The organism is Pseudoxanthomonas sp. GM95, from assembly GCF_900109775.1.
Taxonomy (GTDB): Bacteria; Pseudomonadota; Gammaproteobacteria; order Xanthomonadales; family Xanthomonadaceae; genus Pseudoxanthomonas_A.
In genome coordinates, this window is record NZ_FOAX01000004.1 from 164,459 (window position 1) to 185,398 (window position 20,940).

The window sequence follows — 20,940 nt, forward strand, 5'->3', positions numbered from 1 at the left end:
CCGCATCGCACACACGATCGGCGAGGCGGTTGTGGGCGCTACTTCAGCAGCGATGTGGCTTCAATGGGGAAGCCAGATCGCCGATGCATCGGCGCCCACAGATGCCACTTCGCAAAGGCGATGACTAAGCGGCTGGCCCCAGCACGACCGATGCACGACCCTCTGCAAGCAAGGTGCCGGCATGTTCGATGCGGAACACGTACTGCTGGCTGTCCTCGCCCTGCATCAGCACTTCGGCCTGCGCTTCCAGCGCGCCTTCCAACTCGTCGAGCGTGTCCACATACAGTTGCACGTTGCGCAGTGCGACCAGCACGCCCGGGCGCACCGGCGCGCCGCTGGCCTGGCCGAGCAGGCCGCCATGCACGGCCATCGCCTGCGCGCCGTATTCGCACAGGTGCACCGCGCGCAGGCAGCCGTGCGAACGCAGCGGATGCGCGGCATCGCGATGGCCGTGGCTGCGCAGCACGATGCGCGTGTCGTCCCACTGCATCACGTCTTCCCACAGGCACATCAGGCCCTGGTGCGGCACCAGCGCGGCGATGGCCTCACGCGTGTGCATCGGCCACCGGCTTGGCATGCGGCTGGCGCGAGACCAGCAGCGCCAGGACGAAGTTGAACACCACGCCCATCGCCACGGTCGCGCCGATCGCGCGCAGCACCGGGATGCTGGACAGGGCCAGCAGCACGAACACCAGCAGTGTCATCAGGCTGCACACGATCAGCGCGTGCAGGGTGCGGCGCTGATCGGCCGGATCGTCGCCGGCGTGGTCGAAGAACAGCGCGTAATCCAGGCCCAGTCCGGCGCCCAGGATCATCGAGATCAGGTGGAACAGGTTGAGCTCCACGCCACAACCGCGCAGCACCGCCAGGATCAGCAGTACGCTCAGGCCCATCGGCAGCAGCACGCGCACGATGCGGCGGCGATCGCGCAGGGCGATGCTCACCGCGATGGCCAACAGCACCGCGGCCACGCCCATCGCCACCAGCACGCGGTGGTAGGTGTTGACCAAAGTGCGCGAGGCTTCGCGCAGGTCCATCCACTGCGCGCCGCTGCCCTGCAGTGCGGCCGCCAGCGCTTGCGGATCGCGGATGCCGCTCATCGACACCAATGCGGTGGTGTGGTCGCCGCCGTCCAGCAACAGGCCCTGCACCATCGACGCCAAGGGCGTGTCGGCCAGGTCGTCTTCGCTGAGCGGCTTGGCCGTGCGCGCCTGCTCCAGGTCGGCCAGGAACGGGGCAAACACCTCGCTGCGGAACGGCGATCCCACCAGCGCCGATTCCAGCATCGCCTTGGCTTGCGCCGGCGCCGGCAGCTGCTGCTGGCGATGCCGTTGCACGGCCAGGCTGGGCAGGTAACGCGCGGCCATGTCGTAGGCGCTGAGTTCACCCTTGGCCACCTGTGCATCCAGGCGCGGGCGCAGGGCTTCGGAGGCGGCCAGGGCGCCTTCCTTGGTCGGCGCCTGCACGGCCAGCACGTAGAGCACGTCGGGCGCGCCCAGTTCCTGGCGCAGGTCCTGGTCCTGCAGCAGCGATTCGATCGGCACCGGGGTGAGCTTGGACAGGTCGTTCTGCCAGAACGGCGTCGGCATCGCCACGATCACCACCGCGGCGATCACCGCCAGCGCGGCCAGCGACCAGCGCGGCCGCGGCAGGCGTTCGATCGCATTGCCCAGGCGCGCCATCAGTTTCGAATCGGCGAAGTCGCGCGAGGCCGGGTCCAGCAGCTCGGGCATCACCAGGCGCGTGAGCAGCGCAGCGGTGCCCAGGCCGCTGATGGTGAACACCGCGAGCTGGCGCAGGCCTTCCACGCCGGAGAAGAAGAAGGTGATGTAGGCGATGCAGGTGGAGACCACGCCGGTGGCCAAGGTCGGCCACAGGTGGCGCGCGTTGGCGCGCGGGTCCAGCCCGGGACGCTGGTGGCTGAAAAGATGGATCGGATAATCCTGGACCACGCCGATCAGGGTGAAGCCGAACGCCAGGGTGATGCCATGCACCTGGTCGAAGCACAGCATCACCGCGACCATGCCGGCCAGGCCGGCGCTGGCCAGCGGCAGCACGCCCAGCAGCGGGATCTTCCAGCTGCGATAGGCCACTAGCAGCAACACGATCAGCCCGACGGTGTCGAACACGCCGATCCACTGCGTCTCGGCCTGCGTGCGCGTGCTGATCTCCACCGAGAACGCGCCCGGCCCGGTCAGCAACAGCTTGCTCTGGGTGCCCTTGGCAATCTCATCGAAGGCCGTATTGATCTCGGCCACGGCCTGCTGCTGGCCGTTGGGATCGAAGCCGCCGGAGATGGTCTGGGCGACCAGCAGCGCGCGCTTGCCGGCCTTGTCGAACCACACGCCTTCGATCTGCTGCGGGGTCTTGGTCGGCTGCAGGCTTTCGGCCACGTGCAGCAGTTCCAGCGTGGGGTCGCGCGGCAGCAGCGGCTCGATCATCCCGGCCGCGGGCGAGCCCAGGTCCTGCACGCGCTCGGCCAGTTCGGCCTTGAGCGTGGCCGCGTCCAGCGGGTGGGTGTCGTAGCGGTCGCTCAGCAGGAAGCGGTACGGCAGCCACTTGGCCGGGATCGCATCGGCGGCCGATTCGCCGCCGTTGGTGATCATGGCGAAGGCGTCGTTGTCCGCGTCCAGCTTGGCGCGCAGCGCCTGCGACTGTTTCGCCAGCGTGGCCGGATCGCTGCCGGAGATCGCCATCAGCAGCAGGCGCGAGCCGGGGCCTTCGCCCAGTTCGTCCAGCAGCAGCTTCTGCGCGGGCGTGCGCGCCTCGGGCATGAACTTGCGCAGGTCGCCGGATAGCTTGATCGTGTTGCCCAGCCACGCGCCCAGGCCGAGCAGCGCCGCCAGCCAGAGCACCGCCAGGCCGGTTCGCGCGTAAGCGGGAAGCCTCACCCTGCGTGGCCGCGGCAGAGCGCGGTCAGGGCATCGCCCTCGGTGAGCTTGGCGGCCGCCTGGGCGGCGCCGGCCAGCAGGGTGCGCTGCACTTCACCCTTGTCGCTGGTGGTCTCGATGCAGCGCAGTTCGGCGCCCTTGCCGTAGAGCTGCAGGTCGCGCACCGGCGCCTTGGCCGCGGCGGCGTCCTTGGGATCGAGCTTGAGCTGCCAGGCCTGGCGGGTGCCGCCGGCGGTCAGCGTGTAGTGCTGCTCCAATTGGCTGGCATCGCCGGACAGCAGCGCGCCGAAACCCTTCTGCAGGTCGGCCAGCTCCGGCGCGCGCGACAGCGAGAACGTGCGCGGCTTCTTGCCGTCGCGCTCCAGCGTGGCGGTGTCGCCCTTGAGCGTGATCTTCTCGTGGTACGGCGCGGTGACTTCGCGCACCAGGGTCGCGTCGGCATCGCGTGCGTAGCGGCCTTCCACGCGCAGCGGCGTCTTCAGCAGGGCCGAGCCGCGCAGTTCGACGAACTGGGTGGTGATGGCGCCGGGCCGGGCGATCTTGGACAGGATCCAGGCCGGATCGACCTGGGCGGAAGCCGGCTCAGGCGATGCGGCGCACAGCGGTCCGGCGCTGCACAGCAGCGTCAGCATCAGCGCCCAGGTCCGCGTGGATGTTGCCCTCGACATGCTTGGCATTCCAGAAATCATAGAAGTTGAACCAGTTGTAGGGCGCGCGCCGGGCGTAATGCTCCAGCCGTTCGGCATAACCGCGGATGAGCGCGCCCAGGCAGGCGGCGCGATTGCGGCGCGAGACTTCCAGGCCATCGCTGTAGGTTTCGAATGCCAGCGAATAATGCGCCTTGCCGTGGTACAGGCCGAAGGCCAGCACCACCGGCACCTTGAGCACCGCGGCGATCAGCCACGGCGAGGTCGGGAACTGCGCCTGCGCGCCGAGGAACTGGGCAGGCAGATATGGATCTTCCGGCCGGGTGCGGTCCACCAGCAAAGCGACCAGGTTGCCTTCGTCGGTGGCCTGCTTGATCGCCATGACGATCGAGGTGCTGTCCATGCTGGCATCGATGATGCAGTCGGCCAGGCGTGGATTCAGCGCGCCCAGCAGCTCGGTCATCGCCGGCGCCTGGGCCTTGTCCAGGACCACCTTGACCTGCACGTCGGGCCGTTCCTGGGCCAGCACGCGCAGCGCGTCGAAGCTGCCCAGGTGCGAGCCGAAGATCAGCACGCCGCGGCCCTTGTCCATCTGCGCGTGCAGGTCTTCCAGGCCGGTCACATCGACCCGGAACTGCTCCATCCGCCCGCTCAGCAGGAACACGCGGTCCAGGATCACAGAGGCGAAGGTGTGGATGTGGCGGGCGGTATCGCGCCAGCGCACCGGCCGGCCCAGCACGCGGCCCAGATAGGCCTGCGAGGCGCGGCGTTCGGGCCCGCGCACCAGCATGAAGTAGGCGGTGATCGGCACCAGCAGCAGCCGCGCCACGCCGCGCCCGCCGTGGCAGGCGATGCCGCGCAGCAGCCACATCGCAAACTTGTTGCCGCCTTCCGGCCGCTGTTTCCAGGTGCTGTTCATGCGTCGCCCTCTTCCACCGCGACGACTTCGCCACTGGCCAACAGGATATCGCCGCGCAGCACTTTGAAGCGCCAGCGCGGTGCGTCGCCGTTCAACTCGATCCGGGCGCGTTCACCGGGCAGCAGCGGCTGGACGAACTTGACCTGCGGCAGGCGCAGGCCGCCACGCAGCGGGCCGCAGGTCGCTTCGACCGCTTCCAGCACGTGGTCCAGCACGACCACGCCCGGCACGATCGGACGGCCGGGAAAGTGGCCCGGCAAGGCGGGATGGTCATGCGGGACTGCGAATTCCATACGCGCGGTGCTTAGATCCGCGGTTCCAGCAGGGTGCGCACCGTGTCATGGGCGCGCTGGGTCAGGGCCTGGCGGTCCAGCAGTACGCCGTCTTCGCCCCGGGTCGGGATCGGCGCGCCGATCCGCACCCGGATCGTGCCCGGACGCGCGCGGAACAGGCCCTGCACCGGCAGCACCTTGCCGCAGCCGTCGATGGCGACCGGCACCACCGGCACTTCGGCATCGATCGCCGCCTGCAGCAGCCCGGCCTTGAACGGCGCCAGCGCGCCGGTGCGACTGCGGGTGCCTTCGGGGAACAGGCACAGATTCTGGCCCTGGGCCAGCAACGCGGCGGCCTTGCGCCGGACCAGCGCGCCGGCGCGGCGGCTGTCGCGATCCAGGAACAGCATGCCGGTGGCCTGGGCGTACCAGTTCACGAACGGCACCTTGAGCATCTCGGCCTTGAGCAGGAAGCGCAGCGGCGCCGGCACGGCCATGTACAGCACGCAGATGTCGATCACCGACTGGTGGTTGGACACCAGCAGGTGCGGCCGGGTCCAGTCGATGCCCTCCCCGCCTTCGATCACCAGGTTGATCTTGCCGCCGGCCAGCAGGCCCGGCGCCCAGCAGCGCGCGGCCATGCGCAGGACCCGCTCGCTCCTCACGCCCAGCGCGCGCAGCAGCAGCGCCAGGGTGATCCAGCCGGCCGTCCAGGCCAGGGTGTAGACCAGTTGCAGGACGTTGAGGACGGTCCAGGCGAGGTTGCCGGAGGTCCGCGACGACTGCACATCCATGTTGTCGGTCGAGGTGCTCATGTGGGACAGGATACCCGGCCACTGCCCGCTTGGGCGGCTTGGTTTTGCGATTTTTTAACGGTGAATGCCGCTGCTGGCGTGAACGGTGCTCGCCTGCCGCGCGCGGGGTTCAGCGCAGCACGTCGCGCCAGAAGCCCGGCCCCAGCCGCGCCAGCTGGCGCACGAAATCGACGAAGTTCCGGTACGGCCGCACCGGGAACCAGCGCGCGCGCAGCAGGTATTCGCCCAGGAAGAATCCGCCGATCACCCCGTAGCCCAGCAGGTTGGCGAACAGCGACGCCTGTTCATCGGGGATCGCCAGCGGCGGCACCCGGCCCAGCTGGGCCAGCACCCCGCCGGGCACGGCCCACAGCCCCAGCAGCAGGTTGACCACCGTCATCGCTGTCAGCAGCCCGGTCCAGCACTGCGTGAGTCGCCGCGTATAGGTCAGCTGCGCGGCGCTCAGCGCCTGACCGGCCTGGGCGTACAGGCCGGAGACGATCCGGGTGATCAGCGGCACGCGTCCGGCGCGCAGGCTGCGGCCGAAGAACCACGCCACCCAGCCGGTGAACACCACCGGCGGCGCAGTCAGCAGCAGCAGCGCATGCGGCGAATGCCACAGCGGCAGCAGCAGCGCCAGCAGCACCACGGCCAACGCCCAGGCCCACCAGCGCCGGCAGGCCATCGGTTCGATCAGCAGCATCAGGACCAGGGCCACGCCGGCCAGCACGGCCAGGTCGCTACGGCCGGAGGCGTTAGCCCAGTGGGCCAGCGGCGAATAGGCGATCGCCAGCAGCAGCGCCACGCCCATCGCCCACGGGGCGCCGGCGTCGGCCTGCGGAGCGGGCGCCGAAGCGGGGATCTCAGGTGGTCTTGTTGGCCTGGACATGCGCCGACAGCGCACGCAGCGAGGCGAAGATGCGCTGGTTGTCCTCGCTGTCCGAGCGCAGCTGGAAGCCGTATTTCTTGCCGATGGCCAGCGCCAGTTCCAGCGCGTCGATCGAATCCAGGCCCAGGCCGGTGTTGAACAGCGGGGCTTCGGGATCGATCTCGCCGGCGTTCACGTCTTCCAGATTCAGGCTCTCGACCAGCAGCTCGGCCAGCGCGTGTTCTTCGGCGGTTTGGGCGGACATACGACGGTGCTTCCAGTGCGTTGAAGGTGCGACACGATGGTGCATCGGGCGCGCCCGCGCAACCGTGGGCCGGCCGCGGGGCGCAGGCTATGATGACCACCTTGTCAGGACTTGCCACACGCGAAGGTTCGCACGCATGACCCCCGCTGAAGCCGTGATCGCCCCGCCCGCTGTCGATGCCGCCGCCCCGGTGGCCACGCCGCCAGCCCGCGCGCCACAGGCTTCGCCGGACGTACTGATCATCGGCGGCGGCCCGGCCGGCAGCACCGCGGCGATCCTGCTGGCCCGCGCCGGCTGGCAGGTCACCCTGCTGGAAAAGGACCACCACCCGCGCTTCCATATCGGCGAGTCGCTGCTGCCGATGACCATGCCGCTGCTGGAAAAACTCGGCGTGCTCGACGAGATGCGCGCCATCGGCACGCTCAAGCTGGGCGCCGATTTCCCCAAGGACGGCGGCGGCTACAACACCTTCCGGTTCTCCAAGGCGCTGGGCGCCAAAAGCGACTTCGCCCTGCAGGTGCCGCGCGCAGACTTCGACCGGATCCTGTTCGCCAAGGCGCGCAGCGAGGGCGTGGACGCGCACGAAGGCGCCGCCGTCACCGCGGTGAACTTCGAAGGCGAGCAGCCGGTGGTGCAGGTGCGCCAGGGCGGCGCCAGCCACACCCTGCGCCCGCAGTGGCTGCTCGACGCCAGCGGCCGCGATGCCTTCCTGGGCAGCAAGCTCAAGCTCAAGCGCAAGAACCCACAGCACCAGTCGGCGGCGGTGTTCAGCCACTACACCGGCGTGGCGCGGCGGCCGGGCGAGGACGCCGGCAACATCAGCATCTACCGCCATCCGCACGGCTGGATGTGGCTGATCCCGCTGCCGGGCGATGTGATGAGCGTGGGGGCGGTGTGCTTCCCCGATTACCTCAAGACCCGCAGCGGCGATCTTGAAACCTTCCTGCTCGACACACTCAAGCTCAACGATGAAGTGACCGAACGCATGGCCGGCGCGGTGCGCTGCGCGCCGGTCCACGCCACCGGCAACTACGCCTACGAATGCACGCAGATGAGCGGCCCGTGCTGGCTGCTGCTGGGCGATGCGTATGCCTTCGTCGATCCGATGTTTTCCTCCGGCGTGTTCCTGGCCATGCACAGCGCCGAGAAGGGCGCGGCGATGGTCGATGCCGCGCTGCGCGCGCCGCAACAGGCCCCGCGGCTGCGGCGTGGACTGCATCGTCATCTCGATGCGGGGCTGGATGAGTTCAAATGGTTCATCTATCGCTTTACTTCACCGACCATGCGTTTGCTGTTTGCCAATCCCCGTGACGTGCTGCAGGTCGAATCGGCCGTGGTGGCGATGCTGGCGGGCGATGTCTTCGATGCGCCGCGCGTGACCCGCCGGCTGCGGGTGTTCCGCCTGATCTACGGCGCGCACGTGCTGTCGATGGTGCCGCAGGCCTTCCAGGCCTGGCGCCGGCGCCGGCGCCAGCGGGCCGAAGGCTTCAGCGGCGAAACCCTGCACGGAGACCAGGCATGAGCCGTCCGCAGGAAGCCTTCGTCGACGCCACCCAGCTGGCCGTGGACTACGTGCCGGCCGAGACGCTGGACGCGCTGCTGGCCGATGACCACGTGTTGGCGGTGTTCGGCTTCGGGCCGGACGCGCCGGGCAGCGACGATCCGCGCTACCTGCGCGTGCCACTGTCGCCCTATGGCGCGGCGCCGCTGGAAGTCTGGCGCAGCACCCGGCCGGTCGTGCGTGGCCGCGATGGCGCCGTGGCCTGGGCCAGCGACGGCACGCTGCAGTTCGGCGCGATCGAGATCGACGAAGTCGACGGCGACATCGAGACCGCCGGCGCGCAGGCCTACGCGCTGCTCTCGCAGTTTCTGCCCAATAGCGCCACGCCGCACCTGCTACGCGTGTGGAACTACCTGGACGGCATCACCGAGGGCGAAGGCGACGACGAGCGCTATCGCCAGTTCTGCGTCGGCCGCGCGCGCGGGCTGGGCCAGTTCGACGCCACGCACCTGCCCGCCGCCACCGGCATCGGCCGTGTCGATGGCGTGCGCACGCTGCAGGTGTACTGGCTGGCCTGCAATCGCCCCGGCACGCCGGTGGAAAATCCGCGCCAGGTCAGCGCGTATCGCTACCCGCGCCAGTACGGCCCGCAGTCGCCGAGCTTCGCCCGCGCGATGCTGCCGCCGGCCGGCGTGCACACGCCGCTGCTGCTGTCGGGCACCGCGGCGGTGGTTGGGCATCAGACCCTGCATCCCGAATCGACCCAGGCGCAGCTGGACGAAACCTTCGCCAACTTCGATGCGCTGATCGCCAGCGCGCACCGCCACGCACCCGCGCTGCCGGCGCACTTCAACGCCGACAGCCGCTTGAAGGTCTACGTGCGCGATGCCGATGAATTGCCGCTGGTCGCCGCGCTGCTGGACGCGCGCCTGCCGGCCGAGGTGCCGCGCGTGCTGCTGCATGCCACGGTCTGCCGACGCGACCTGCGCATCGAAATCGACGGCGTGCACGGCGCCTGAGCGATGCGTTTTGTGGGAGCTGCTTCAGCAGCGGCAGGGCTTTACCGGTGAAGCCCCCCTCGCTGCTGAAGCCGCTCCCACAACAACCCTGCAGCGCACTCAGTCGCTGCAGGCCTGCGGCTCGATATCCGACGTGCCGCCATCGGGCGAGAAACTGCCGCCGGTCGTGTCCTGTGCGGTCCAGCCCTGTTTGAGCTGCCCGGCCTGCGCCTCGGCCTGGGCGATCTGGTCGGCACTCAGGGTCTTGCGCAGCGCATCGATATTGCGATTGACGAAGCCCAGCCGCATCGGCGGCGTGCCTGAGGCGTTGCCCTGCGCGGTGAACGCGCTTTGCGCCTGCAGGTAGAACGCCAGCGACTTGCCGGCATCGCTGTTCACCACCTGCGCCAAGTACGTGCGGCGGCCGGTATCGCGGTTCGGCGAATACGCCGCAGCCAGCGCCAGGGTCGCCTTGAGGCTGCCGCGCTGGGCGGCCTGCAACGCCAGGCTCTCGGCCTCGTTGCGATAGACCTGCAGCTGCGGCAGCAGGTCCAGCGTGTCGCGGGTGCGGAACGCATTGCCGACCGCGTACTGGGTCAGCGCCGGCAGGCTGCCGCCCAGCGCCGCCGCACGCCACAACGTGGCGCGCTCGGCCGGCGAGACATACGGCGCGCCATCACACTGTTCTGAATCCTGCAGCAGCTGCTGGCCGCGCCCGCCGGTGAAGCGGTCCATGCCCTGCTGCATGCGGGCCCGCTGCTGCGGATCGGTTTCCCGCTCCATCCGCTCCTGCTGGAAGCCGAGCTGATCGTCGAACTGCGCCAGCTGTGTGCGCACGCGCTCGCACTTCTCCAGCTCGGCGGCCAGGCGACAGGCCGCGCGCGCGTCGCCGCCATTGGCGCGCTGCTTCAACCCGTCGAACACCAGCCGTAGCGGCGTGCCGTCATCGGGCAGCGGCGTCTGCGCCGCGCCGAGGCTGGCGACCTTGGGCGCGGACACCGCAGGCGCAACGGCCACACCGGTCGCCACGACGGGCGCAGCCGACGGCGCCTGGCCGCGTTGCCACCACCACACGCCCGCCGCGATCCCGGCGCACGCCAGCACGCCCAGCGCGATGCCCTGCGCGCGCTTCATCGCCCCCGCTCCGTCATGTCGTTTCCCCCAGCAGCCGCATCAAGTCCGCGCGCGGCAGTTTGCCGGTGTCGGTGCGCGGCAGTGTGTCGACGAAGCGAATCTTGCGCGGCAGGAACACCGGGTCCATGGCCTCGCGCAGGCTGGACAGCACATCGCTCTCGGACAGTCCCAGCGCGACCACCAGCGCGGCGATGCGGCGTACCTTGCCTGGCCTGTCGATCTGCACCATCACCCCGTCCCGCACGCCGGGCACGGCCAGCAGGCGGCGGGTGAGATCGCCCAGCGATGCCCGCTTGCCGGCAATCTCCAGCAGGTCGGCCTGGCGGCCGCGCAGGTGGAAGCGGCCCTCGGCGTCGACCTCCATCAGGTCGGCCAGCACGACGGGCGCGGACAGGTGCGGCGCATCGATCAGGGTGCCGTCCGGCTGCGGCTGCACGCTCACGCCGGGCAGCGGCGTCCATGCGGATTCCATCGCGGTACGGCGGGTGGCGAAGATGCAGGTTTCGGTCGAGCCGAAAATCTCGCGCACCTGGCCGCCGAAGCGCGCCTCGGCCTGGCATGCCAGTGCCTGTTCCAGCGGCGCGGTGGCCGAGACGCAGCCGGCGATGGCCGGCAGCGCGATGCCCGATTCGATCAGTGCGCGCAGGTGCACCGGCGTGGTGATCAGCATGCGCGGCGCGGGCATCTGCGCCAGCGCGCGCGCCACGTCCTGCGGGAAGAACGGCCGGCCGCCGTGCGCGGTCGCCTCGGCCAGCAGCGGCACCATCACCGACTGCTCCAGGCCGAACATGTGCTGGGCCGGCACGGTCGCCACGATGCTCGGCGCGCGCCCGTCCCACAGTTCGGCCATCGACGCGACCAGCTGCGCGGTGCTCGTGCGGAACTGCGCCAGCGTCTTGGGAAAGGCCTTCGGCGCGCCCGTGCTGCCGGAGGTGAAGGCCACCGCCATCACCGCATCCTCGTCGATCTCCGGCACCTCGCCGTCGGCTTCGCCGAGCACGTCGGGCATGCGCCAGTAGTGGGCCGGCGCCGGGTGTAGTGCTTCGTCGCCGATCGCATAGGTCGCCGGTTGGCGTGCCATGACATCGTCCACCACCGCCGGGGCGCGCGAGGGCGGCAGCAGCGTGACCTGGCCGCGCAGCGCCACCGCGCACAGCGCGACCATGAAGCGATAGCGGTCCTCGCACAGGTTCACCGCGTGCTGGCCAGCGGGCAGCTGCGCGGCCAGCGCGCGCACCTGCGCATGGAAGGTGGACAGAGTGATGTCGCGGCCGCCGGCGTGGGCGATCACCCGCGCCGGCGCGCCGGTGCCCAGCGCGCAGCGTCCTGCCGGGCGGGGCGATGTGTCGATGACGGCCGACATGGCGTGGTGTGGAATCCTCATGCGTGACGCGTGCAGCGTGACGCGGATGGCCTGATGCGTCCTTGAATCAGTGTTCCAGCAGGCGCAGCGCGGCATCGCGCGGCAGTTTGCCGGTTTCGCCGCGCGGCAGCGACGCGACGAAGCGAATCCTGCGCGGCAGGAACACCGGGTCCATCGCCCCGCGCAGCGCATCCAGCAGGTCGGCTTCGGCCAGGTCCGGCGCCACCACCAGCGCGGCGATGCGACGCACGCCCATGTCGTCCGGCTCCAGCTGCATCACCGCGCCGTCGCGCACGCCGGGCACGGCCAGCAGGCGACGGGTGAGATCGCCCAGCGATGCCCGCTTGCCGGCGATCTCCAGCAGATCGGCCTGGCGGCCGCGCAGGTGGAAGCGGCCATCGGCTTCGACTTCCATCAGATCGGCCAGCGGTACCGGTTGCGGCAGGTGGCGCGCGTGCACCAGGGTGCCGTCGGGCTGCGGCTGCACCCACACGCCGGGCAGTGGCGTCCAGGCGGTTTCCAGCGCGGTGCGGCGACGGGCGAAGATGCAGGTCTCGGTCGAGCCGAAGGTCTCACGCAGTTCGCCGCCGAAGCGCGCCTCGGTGGCCTGGGCCAGCGCCTGCTCCAGCGGCGCGGTGGCCGAGACGTAGCCGGCGATGGGCGGCAGCGACACGCCCGATTCCACCAGCGCGCGCAGGTGCACCGGCGTGGTCACCAGCAGGCGCGGCTCGGGCATCTGCGCCAGCGCGCGGGCCACGTCCTCGGGGAAGAACGGCTTGCCGCCGTGCACGGTGGCGTCGCTAAGCAGCGGCATCACCACCGACATCTCCATGCCGTACATGTGCTGCGGCGGCACGGTCGCCACCAGGCTGGGCGTGGCGCAGCCCCACAGGTCGGCCACCGCGCTGAGGTTCTGCGCGTTGCTGGTGCGGAAGGCCGCCAGCGTCTTGGGAAAAGGCTTTGGCGCGCCGGTGCTGCCAGAAGTGAAGCCGATCACCACCACCGCATCGTCGGCCACTTCCGGCACCGGGCCGTCGGCTTCTTCCAACACCGCAGGCATGCGCCAGTAATCCGGTGTGGCCGGATCGGCGGCCGCATCGCCCAGCGCGTAGCTCTCGCTGTGGCGCTGCATCACATCCAGCACCACCGCCGGCGCGCGCGAGGGCGGCAGCAGCGTGATCTGCCCACGCAGGGCCACCGCGCAGAACGCCACCAGGAAGCGGTAGCGGTCCTCGCACAGGTTGACCGCATGGCGGCCGGCCGGCAGCTGCGCGGCCAGGGCGCGCACGTGTGCGTGGAAGGTGCCCAGCGCGATCGGCTGGCCGCCGCTGTAGGCGACGATGCGGTCGAGCGCGCCGACGCCCAAGGCGCACAGGCCGGGCGCCGAGGGCGCGGGATGGATGACGGCTGACATAGAAGGTCCTGCTTCCCTGATGCGATCCGGCGCGACGATTGCCGGATGTCCGGCCGTACTGTGGCGGCTGGGCGCCGGGCGGGCAAGCCGCGCGGGCCCAAATCCAGTGATGGCGGCCTCGGCGGCCATGACCTTGGGCCGGTGCGACCGCCGCGGAGCGGCTGCTACCCTTTCCTGTCTTGCCCGACTTTCCGGATCGATCCTGCCGATGCGCCTGTCCGCCGCCGTGTTGTCCTGCCTGCTGGTTTCGCCTGCCGCCTTCGCCCAGGCGCCCGCCAGCCCGCCGCTGACCATCGAACAGGTGATGGCCGACCTGGACTGGATCGGCCCGCCGGTCGAGGACGCCCGCTGGACCTGGGACAGCCGCGGCGTGGAATACGACCTCAAGCGCAACGGCTCGCCGATCCGCGACACCTTCCGCCAGGATGCCAATGGCGGCGGCGCGGCCACGCGCGTGGCCGACGACGCCCGCGACACCTTGAACGCCACCGGCGCGGTCTACGACGCCAAGCGCCAGCACCAGGCCTTCGTGCGCAATGGCGACATCTTCGTGCGCAACCTGCGCAGCGGCGCGCTGACCCAGCTGACCCGCACGCTTGAGCAGGAAGCCGCGCCGCAGTTCGGCAGCGACGGCGCCCTGGTCTGGCGCGTGGGCAACCAGTGGTTCCGCTGGAACGGCACCAGCGTGGCCCAGGCCGCGCAGGCCAAGGCCGAGGACGATCCGGCCAAGGCCCCGGCCGAAGACCTGCTGCGCGACCAGCAGCTGCGCACCCTGTCCACCCTGGCCCACGACAAGCAGATGCGCGAGGCCCTGCGCGCCCAGCAGGACAGCTGGCGCAAGGCCGACCCCAGCCGCGCGCCCGCGCCGGTCTACCTGGGTACCAAGGTCCAGATCGAGCAGACCGCGCTGTCGCCCGACGGCCAGTGGCTGTTGATCGTCACCCAGGAAAAGAGCGCCGACGCCGGCGACGCGGGCAAGGTCCCGCATTACGTGACCGAATCCGGCTACGCCGAGGAACAGGAAGCCCGCACCCTGGTTGGCCGCAACTCGCCAGTGCCGCAGGCGCTGTGGCTGGCCGACATGCGCACCGGCACGGTCAAGCCGCTGGCCTTCGACGCCCTGCCGGGCATCGCCACCGATCCGCTGGCCGACCTGCGCAAGGCCGCCGGCAAGCCGCCGCTGAAGGGCGACCGCGCCGTGCGCGTGGAAAGCGATGGCGACGGCAGCGGCGCGGCGATCCACTGGAGCAGCGACTCACGCAACGTCGCCGTGCTGCTGCGCGCCACCGACAACAAGGACCGCTGGATCGCCGGCGTGGACCTGGCCAACGCGCGCCTGCAGGTGCGCGACCGCCTGACCGACCCGGGCTGGATCAACTGGGCGTTCAACGAATTCGGTTGGATGCCCGACAACCAGACGCTGTGGCTGCTGTCGGAAAGCGGCGGCCATTCGCAGCTCTACACCCAGCGTGGCAGCGAGAAGGCCAAGGCGCTGACCTCGGGCCAGTGGGAAGTCTCCGCGCCGGTGCTGTCGGCCGATGGCAATGGCTTTTACTTCCTCTGCAACCGAGCTGCGCCGGGCCGCTACGAGGTCTGCCAGGTCGACGCGAAGACCGGCAAGCTGGCCGAAGTCACCGCGCTGGACGGCGGCGTGGAAGGCTTCACCCAGTCGCCGGACGGGCGCGCGCTGCTGATCCAGTATTCGGCCAGCTACCTGCCGACCCAGTTGGCCGTGGTGCCGGCGGGCGGCGGCGCGGCCAAGGTTCTGACCGATACGCGCACCGCCGCGTTCAAGGCGCAGGCGTGGATCCAGCCGCAGCTGGTGCAGGTGCCGTCCAAGCATGGCGCCGGCACGGTCTGGGGCAAGTACTACGCGCCGGCGCAGATGGTGCCGGGCAAGCAGTATCCGATCGTGATGTTCGTGCACGGTGCCGGCTACCTGCAGAACGCCATCGCCGGCTATCCGCCGTATCCGCGCGAGCAGATGTTCCACAACCTACTGGTCCAGCAGGGCTACATCGTGCTGGACCTGGATTACCGCGGCAGCGCCGGTTACGGCCGCGACTGGCGCACGGCGATCTACCGCAACATGGGCCACCCGGAACTGGACGATTACCTGGACGGCCTGGACTGGCTGGTCGCCAATCATCAGGGCGACCGCGCGCGCGCCGGCATCTACGGCGGCAGCTACGGCGGCTTCATGACCTACATGGCGCTGTTCCGCAGCCCGGGCACCTTCAAGGCCGGCGCGGCGCTGCGCCCGGTGGCCGACTGGACGCAGTACAACCACGAGTACACGTCCAACATCCTCAACACACCAGACATCGATCCGCAGGCCTACAAGACCTCCTCGCCGATCGAATACGCCGACGGCCTGCAGGACCGCCTGCTGATCGCACACGGCATGATCGATGACAACGTGTTCTTCAAGGACTCGGTCGACATGACCCAGAAACTGATCGAACTGCACAAGGAAAACTGGTCCATCGCGCCGTATCCGCTGGAGCGCCACGGCTTCACCCGCGCCGACTCGTGGCTGGACGAATACAAGCGCGTGCTGAACCTGTTCAACGACACGCTCAAGCCGACGCCGTAAGCGGGCCACGCGACGGGCACGGCGATTGTCGTGCCCGCCCCTGCGGCCCACACTGACGCCATGACCGCCCCGCCACCGCTGCCCGCTTCGTCCGTCCGCACGGCCCCGCCGCGCGATGCGGCGCAGGGCTTCGTCACCGGGCTGGCCTGGCTCACCATCGCGCTGGGCGGGCTGGGCGTAGCCACCGGGCTGCTGCAGCTGCTGCCGGCCTCGGCCCCAAGCGATCCCAACCTGCAGCTGATGCTGGACGCCCTGCGCGGCGGCACGCTGCCTCTGCCACCGATGCTGCGCTGGACCCTTGCCCACGCCGTGGAGATCAGCCTGGTCAGCATCGTCCTCTCGGCGCTGCTGCTGTGGCTGGGCTGGGGCCTGCTGAAGCGGCTGGAATGGGCGCGCCTGGGCTTCATCGCGTATTTGCTGGTGGGCACGGTGCTGACCTTCGGCATCGTCTGGCTGGTACCGGCCGTGATTGAACAGATGGTCGCGATGCAGCCGGGCCTGTCCTCGCCTGACCAGCCGCTGCCGCCGGAACTGACCGGGCTGAAGACCATGGCCACGGCCTTCAGCGCCGGCATCGCCGTGGTCTTCGCCGCCCTGCACGGCGCCATCGCCTGGAAGCTATGCACGGCCGCGGTGCGCCGCCAGTTCAAGCCGCTCGTCTGAACACCCCACGATTGATCGCAATCAATGCCGCCCCGCAGGCGGCCCTTAAACTGCACGCATGAACAACAGCATCGACCCCGTCCGCGATTACCTCACCGGACTGCAGGACCGCATCTGTGCGGCCATCGAAGCCGCCGACGGCAGCGCCCGCTTCGTCGAAGACGCCTGGACCCGTGCCGGCGCGCCCGATCCCGTCGCGCGCGATGCCGCACCGCTGCTGGGCGGTGGTGGCCGCACCCGCATCCTGCGCGACGGCGCGGTGTTCGAGCAGGCCGGCATCGGGTTTTCCGATGTCTCGGGCAACAAGCTGCCGCCCTCGGCCACCGCCGCGCGGCCGGAGCTGGCCGGCGCCTCGTGGCGCGCGGTCGGCGTGTCGCTGGTGTTCCATCCGCGCAACCCGCACCTGCCCACCACCCATGCCAACGTGCGCCACTTCCGCGCCGAGCGCGACGGGGAGACGGTGGCTTGGTGGTTCGGCGGCGGCTTCGACCTGACCCCGTTCTATCCGGTCGACGAAGACGTTTTGCACTGGCACCGCACCGCGCGCGACCTGTGCGCGCCGTTCGGCGGACAGGCGCGCTACGACGCCCACAAGAAGTGGTGCGACGAATATTTCTTCATCAAGCACCGCAACGAGACACGCGGCGTCGGCGGGCTGTTCTTCGACGACCTGCACGGCGATTTCGAGCGCGACTTCGGCTACATGCAGGCGGTAGGCGATGGCTTCCTCGACGCGTACCTGCCGATCGTGGCCGCGCGCAAGGACACGCCGTACAGCGCGGCCGAGCGCGACTTCCAGCTGTATCGCCGCGGCCGCTACGTCGAATTCAACCTGGTCTACGACCGCGGCACGCTGTTCGGCCTGCAGAGCGGCGGCCGCGCCGAATCGATCCTGATGAGCCTGCCGCCCAACGTGCGCTGGGAGTATGGCTATACGCCCGAGGCCGATAGTGCTGAGGCGCGCCTGGCGGACTATCTGGTTCCGCGTGACTGGCTATCGGAACTGATCGTGCCGTAGCCGCTGAAGCGCCGCTTGTATCAGAGGCGTTGTGCGCTTTCGATCTGATTTCTGAATCCGTACACCGCGCAGTGGAGCCGCGTGCTCCGCTGTAGATGCGCTTGCCGATCAAGCCGCGCAAGCGCGCGATGCGCACGCTTCGATCAAGACACCACGGCCGACGTCGGGACATAAAAAAGCCCCGCTGAGCAGGGGGAGCTCGGCGGGGCCAGGGTACGGGGACCTGGGGAGGGGCCCTTCGTACCAGGAGACCGGCCCCCCAGGGGATGGGGAGGGCGATCCGCGACAGACCTTGCATCTGTCGAGGGCTATGAAAGCACTCTCAACATGGATGGATCGTGAAGAATCCAGTTAAAAACCCGTTGGATTTAGGGGTTATTCAGATCATAAACTGATCAGTACTGAAATTATTTTTTCGTTAGTTGCGGCGCCTCTATGTAACTGCTTGTTACATGGTCCGGATTAAACGAAAAACATACGAAGTGGTATGCGCTTGGCATACAGGCAACGTGACTTGCGGACGCGTCATCTGCACGTCGCGTGGGGTGAATGCGTTGTCACACCGAAGCGCATTCGGTGGCAAGCCGAGGCCCACCTGTTAGTGGGCTGGAGGTCTCACGCGTCAGTGCGCCAAGGCGCACGTGCAAGTGCGCTGAAGCTCATCGGTCAATGAGCCGAGACCCACTTATCAGTGGGCTGAAGCTCATTCGTCAATGAGCCGAGACCCACTTATCAGTGGGCCTCATCCCAGTTGTCGCCGACGCCGCAATCCACTTCCAGCGGCACGGCCAGCGTCGCCGCGCCAGACATCAGTTCGCGCGCCTTGGCGGTCAGCGTGTCGACGAAGTCGATATCGGCTTCGAACACCAGTTCGTCGTGCACCTGCAGGATCATCAGCGCCCGGTCGGCATGATCGGCCAGCCAGCCGTCCACGCTGACCATCGCGCGCTTGATGATGTCCGCGGCGGTGCCCTGCATCGGCGCGTTGATCGCCGCACGCTCGGCGCCGGCGCGCTGGCCCTGGGTGCCGCCGTTGATGTAATCCAGATACAGGCGGCGGCCGAACACGGTCTCCACGTAGCCCTTCTCGCGTGCCTGCTGGCGGGTGGACTCCATGTAGTCACGCACGCCCGGATAGCGGCTGAAGTACAACGCGATGTAGTCCTGCGCCTCGCCGCGGCCGATCGAGAGCTGGCGGGCCAGGCCGAAGGCGCTCATGCCGTACATCAGGCCGAAATTGATCGCCTTGGCGGCGCGGCGCTCGTTGCTGGTGACCTCGTCGATCTTGCGGCCGAAGACTTCAGCGGCGGTGGCCTTGTGCACGTCGGCGCCGGATTCGAACGCGCCCACCAGGCCCGGATCGCCAGACAGGTGCGCCATGATCCGCAGCTCGATCTGCGAGTAGTCGCAGGCCACCAGCTTGCGGCCCGCAGGCGCGACGAAGGCGCGGCGGATGCGGCGGCCGTCGTCGGTGCGGATCGGGATGTTCTGCAGGTTCGGGTCGGAGGAGGACAGCCGCCCGGTCGCCGCGCCCGCTTGGTGGTAGCTGGTGTGCACGCGGCCGGTCTCGGGATGGATCATGTCCGGCAGCTTGTCGGTGTAGGTGCTGCGCAGCTTGGCCAGGCCGCGGTATTCCAGGATCACGCGCGGCAGCTCGTGCTGGTCGGCGATGGCCTCCAGCGCTTCCTCATTGGTCGAAGGCTGACCCTTGGGCGTCTTGACCACGGCCGGCAGGCCCAGCTCGTCGAACAGCAGCGCCTGCAGCTGCTTGGGCGAATCCAGGTTGAAGGTGCGGCCGGCCAGCTCGGTGGCCTTCTGCTGGGCGGCGAGCATGCGCTTGGACAGGTCGGCGCTCTGCCGGCGCAGTTCGTCGGCGTCCACGCGCACGCCGTTGGCCTCGATCCGCGCCAGCACCGGCACCAGCGGCATCTCGATGTCGCGGTAGACCGTTTCCAGCGCGGGCTCGGCGGCCAGCTTCGGCGCCAGCACCTGATGCAGGCGCAAAGTGATGTCGGCGTCCTCGGCGGCGTAGCGGGTCGCATCGTCCAGCGCGACTTGCGAGAACGCGATCTGCTTGGCGCCCTTGCCGCACACGTCCTCGTACTTGACCGTGTCGTAGCCCAGGTAGCGCTTGGCCAGGCTGTCCATATCGTGGCGGGCGCTGCCGGAGTTCAGCACGAAGCTCTCCAGCAGCGTGTCCTGCGTGTAGCCGGCCACGTCCACGCCATGGCGGCGCATCACGTGCAGGTCGTACTTGCCGTGCTGGCCGATCTTTTCAATCGCCGGATCAGTCAGCAGCGGGCGCAGCGCCTCCAGCACCGCCGCACGATCCAGCTGCGCCGGCGCGCCCGGATAGTCGTGGCCGAACGGCACATACGCTGCCTTGCCCGCCTCGGCAGCGAAGCTCAGGCCGACCAGGTTGGCCTGCATCGGGTCCAGGCTGTCGGTCTCGGTATCGAAGGCGAAGCGGCCGGCGCTTCTCAGCGTGGCGATCCAGGCGTCGAGCTGTTCGGTGGTCAGCACGGTCTCGTAGTCGCCGGCGGCCGACAGCGCCGGATCCAGATCCGACGACGCCGTTGCCGCAGGCGCAGCGCTGAAGCCGGTGCCACGCGCCTTGCCGGGCTCCTTCTCCGACACCGGCGCAGAAACACTGCCGCCGTCCAGGTCCTTCAGCGCCTGGTTGAAGCCATAGCGCGCATACAGTTCGCGCAGTTCATCCACGTGCTGGTCGCGCAGCGCCAGGTCCTGCGCGGCCACCTCCAGCGCCACGTCGGTCTTGATCGTGACCAGCGTGCGGTTGAGCGGCAGGCGCTCCAGTGCGGCGCGCAGGTTGTCGCCGATCTTGCCCTTGATGTTGCCGGCGTTGGCGATGACGTTGTCCAGCGTGCCGTATTCGCCCAGCCACTTGGCCGCGGTCTTGGGGCCGCACTTCTCCACGCCGGGCACGTTGTCCACGGTGTCGCCCATCAGCGAGAGCAGGTCGATGATCTGGTCGGCGCGCACGCCGAACTTGTCCATCACCGCCGCATCCGAATCCATGCGGCTACCGCTCATCGTGTTGACCAGCTCCACGCCCGGGCGCACCAGCTGGGCGAAGTCCTTGTCACCGGTGGAGATCGTCACCTGCAGGCCGTCGGTGTTGCCCTGCAGCGCCAGCGTGCCGATCACATCGTCGGCCTCCACGCCGTCCACGCGCAGGATGTCGATGCCCAGCGCATGCACGATCCGGCACATCGGCTCGATCTGCGCGCGCAGGTCATCGGGCATCGCGGCGCGATTGGCCTTGTACTCGGGATAGAGGTCGTCGCGGAAGGTCTTGCCCGGCGCGTCGACCACGAAGGCGACGTACTCGGGCTTTTCCTTCAGCGTGGCGCGCAGCATGTTGACCACGCCGAACAGCGCGCCGGTCGGCTCGCCCTCGGCGTTGGTCAGCGGCGGCAGCGCATGGAAGGCGCGGTAGAGGTAGCTGGAGCCGTCGATCAATACGAGTCTTGTCATGGGCCAATTCTACGCCGCGGCTTTTCGCCGGATGCCGTCACGCATTGTGGGCGCCGGCGGCGGATAATCCGCGCTTCGTCCTTCGCCGCGAGCGCCGCC

17 protein-coding genes are annotated in these 20,940 nt (G+C 69.3%); 5 read left to right on the forward strand and 12 right to left on the reverse strand.

Annotated elements, in window-relative coordinates; genetic code table 11:
- Window positions 1-124: 124 nt before the first annotated feature.
- The 8 genes from BMZ17_RS18645 to BMZ17_RS18680 form a co-directional block, all read right to left on the reverse strand.
- A complete protein-coding gene (locus BMZ17_RS18645; protein WP_093143002.1) occupies window positions 125-559 on the reverse strand; it encodes a hotdog family protein in 435 nt (144 codons plus the stop codon).
- Window positions 546-2,891 carry an MMPL family transporter gene (locus BMZ17_RS18650; RefSeq protein WP_175485677.1) on the reverse strand — a complete coding sequence of 782 codons (2,346 nt, stop codon included), beginning with the start codon at window positions 2,889-2,891 and terminating at the stop codon, window positions 546-548. The genes BMZ17_RS18645 and BMZ17_RS18650 overlap by 14 nt, the downstream gene beginning before the upstream one ends.
- Complete coding sequence (locus BMZ17_RS18655) at window positions 2,888-3,523, reverse strand: LolA-related protein (protein ID WP_093143006.1); 636 nt, start codon at window positions 3,521-3,523, stop codon at window positions 2,888-2,890. Before BMZ17_RS18655 ends, BMZ17_RS18650 begins: the two co-directional genes overlap by 4 nt.
- Window positions 3,474-4,457, reverse strand: coding sequence for an LpxL/LpxP family acyltransferase (locus tag BMZ17_RS18660; protein ID WP_093143012.1), 984 nt, complete (start codon window positions 4,455-4,457; stop codon window positions 3,474-3,476). The genes BMZ17_RS18655 and BMZ17_RS18660 overlap by 50 nt, the downstream gene beginning before the upstream one ends.
- Entirely contained in the window at window positions 4,454-4,750 is a 297-nt protein-coding gene (locus tag BMZ17_RS18665) for an ApeI family dehydratase (protein WP_093143016.1), read from the reverse strand. The genes BMZ17_RS18660 and BMZ17_RS18665 overlap by 4 nt, the downstream gene beginning before the upstream one ends.
- A gap of 11 nt (window positions 4,751-4,761) precedes the next feature.
- Window positions 4,762-5,523 carry a lysophospholipid acyltransferase family protein gene (locus BMZ17_RS18670; protein WP_093143967.1) on the reverse strand — a complete coding sequence of 254 codons (762 nt, stop codon included), beginning with the start codon at window positions 5,521-5,523 and terminating at the stop codon, window positions 4,762-4,764.
- 130 nt (window positions 5,524-5,653) lie between these two features.
- Window positions 5,654-6,334 (reverse strand): COG4648 family protein, encoded by a 681-nt coding sequence (locus BMZ17_RS18675; protein WP_175485693.1) that lies wholly within the window; start codon window positions 6,332-6,334, stop codon window positions 5,654-5,656.
- A gap of 52 nt (window positions 6,335-6,386) precedes the next feature.
- A complete protein-coding gene (locus BMZ17_RS18680) occupies window positions 6,387-6,656 on the reverse strand; it encodes a phosphopantetheine-binding protein (RefSeq protein WP_093143025.1) in 270 nt (89 codons plus the stop codon).
- Between the two features lie 136 nt (window positions 6,657-6,792).
- Between BMZ17_RS18680 and BMZ17_RS18685 the strand changes: the two genes are divergently transcribed.
- Window positions 6,793-8,178: an NAD(P)/FAD-dependent oxidoreductase gene (locus BMZ17_RS18685; RefSeq protein WP_093143028.1), complete on the forward strand. Its 1,386-nt coding sequence runs from the start codon at window positions 6,793-6,795 to the stop codon at window positions 8,176-8,178.
- Window positions 8,175-9,176 carry a chorismate transformation FkbO/Hyg5 family protein gene (locus tag BMZ17_RS18690; protein ID WP_254775456.1) on the forward strand — a complete coding sequence of 334 codons (1,002 nt, stop codon included), beginning with the start codon at window positions 8,175-8,177 and terminating at the stop codon, window positions 9,174-9,176. The genes BMZ17_RS18685 and BMZ17_RS18690 overlap by 4 nt, the downstream gene beginning before the upstream one ends.
- 99 nt (window positions 9,177-9,275) lie before the next feature.
- Here the strand turns inward: BMZ17_RS18690 and BMZ17_RS18695 are convergent, their stop codons facing one another.
- From BMZ17_RS18695 to BMZ17_RS18705, 3 genes are all read right to left on the reverse strand, one after another.
- Window positions 9,276-10,289, reverse strand: coding sequence for a flagellar basal body-associated FliL family protein (locus BMZ17_RS18695; protein WP_093143031.1), 1,014 nt, complete (start codon window positions 10,287-10,289; stop codon window positions 9,276-9,278).
- Window positions 10,290-10,302: 13 nt separating this feature from the next.
- On the reverse strand, window positions 10,303-11,652 hold the full coding sequence (locus BMZ17_RS18700; protein WP_093143034.1) for an AMP-binding protein: 1,350 nt from the start codon (window positions 11,650-11,652) through the stop codon (window positions 10,303-10,305).
- A 67-nt stretch (window positions 11,653-11,719) separates the two neighbouring features.
- Complete coding sequence (locus BMZ17_RS18705) at window positions 11,720-13,066, reverse strand: AMP-binding protein (protein ID WP_093143037.1); 1,347 nt, start codon at window positions 13,064-13,066, stop codon at window positions 11,720-11,722.
- 208 nt (window positions 13,067-13,274) lie between these two features.
- On the opposite strand from BMZ17_RS18705, the gene BMZ17_RS18710 reads away from it, so the two are divergent.
- Genes BMZ17_RS18710 through hemF form a run of 3 tightly spaced genes read left to right on the forward strand, consistent with a single transcriptional unit; the run spans window position 13,275 to window position 17,343 of the window.
- A complete protein-coding gene (locus BMZ17_RS18710) occupies window positions 13,275-15,662 on the forward strand; it encodes a S9 family peptidase (RefSeq protein ID WP_093143040.1) in 2,388 nt (795 codons plus the stop codon).
- 60 nt (window positions 15,663-15,722) lie between these two features.
- The gene (locus tag BMZ17_RS18715) at window positions 15,723-16,325 is read left to right on the forward strand and encodes a hypothetical protein (RefSeq protein WP_093143043.1); all 603 of its coding nucleotides are present in this window, start codon (window positions 15,723-15,725) and stop codon (window positions 16,323-16,325) included.
- A 58-nt stretch (window positions 16,326-16,383) separates the two neighbouring features.
- A complete protein-coding gene (gene hemF, locus BMZ17_RS18720; protein WP_093143046.1) occupies window positions 16,384-17,343 on the forward strand; it encodes an oxygen-dependent coproporphyrinogen oxidase in 960 nt (319 codons plus the stop codon).
- 732 nt (window positions 17,344-18,075) lie between these two features.
- Here hemF and polA read toward each other — a convergent pair.
- Entirely contained in the window at window positions 18,076-20,841 is a 2,766-nt protein-coding gene (polA, locus tag BMZ17_RS18725; RefSeq protein ID WP_093143049.1) for a DNA polymerase I, read from the reverse strand.
- Window positions 20,842-20,940 lie beyond the last annotated feature (99 nt).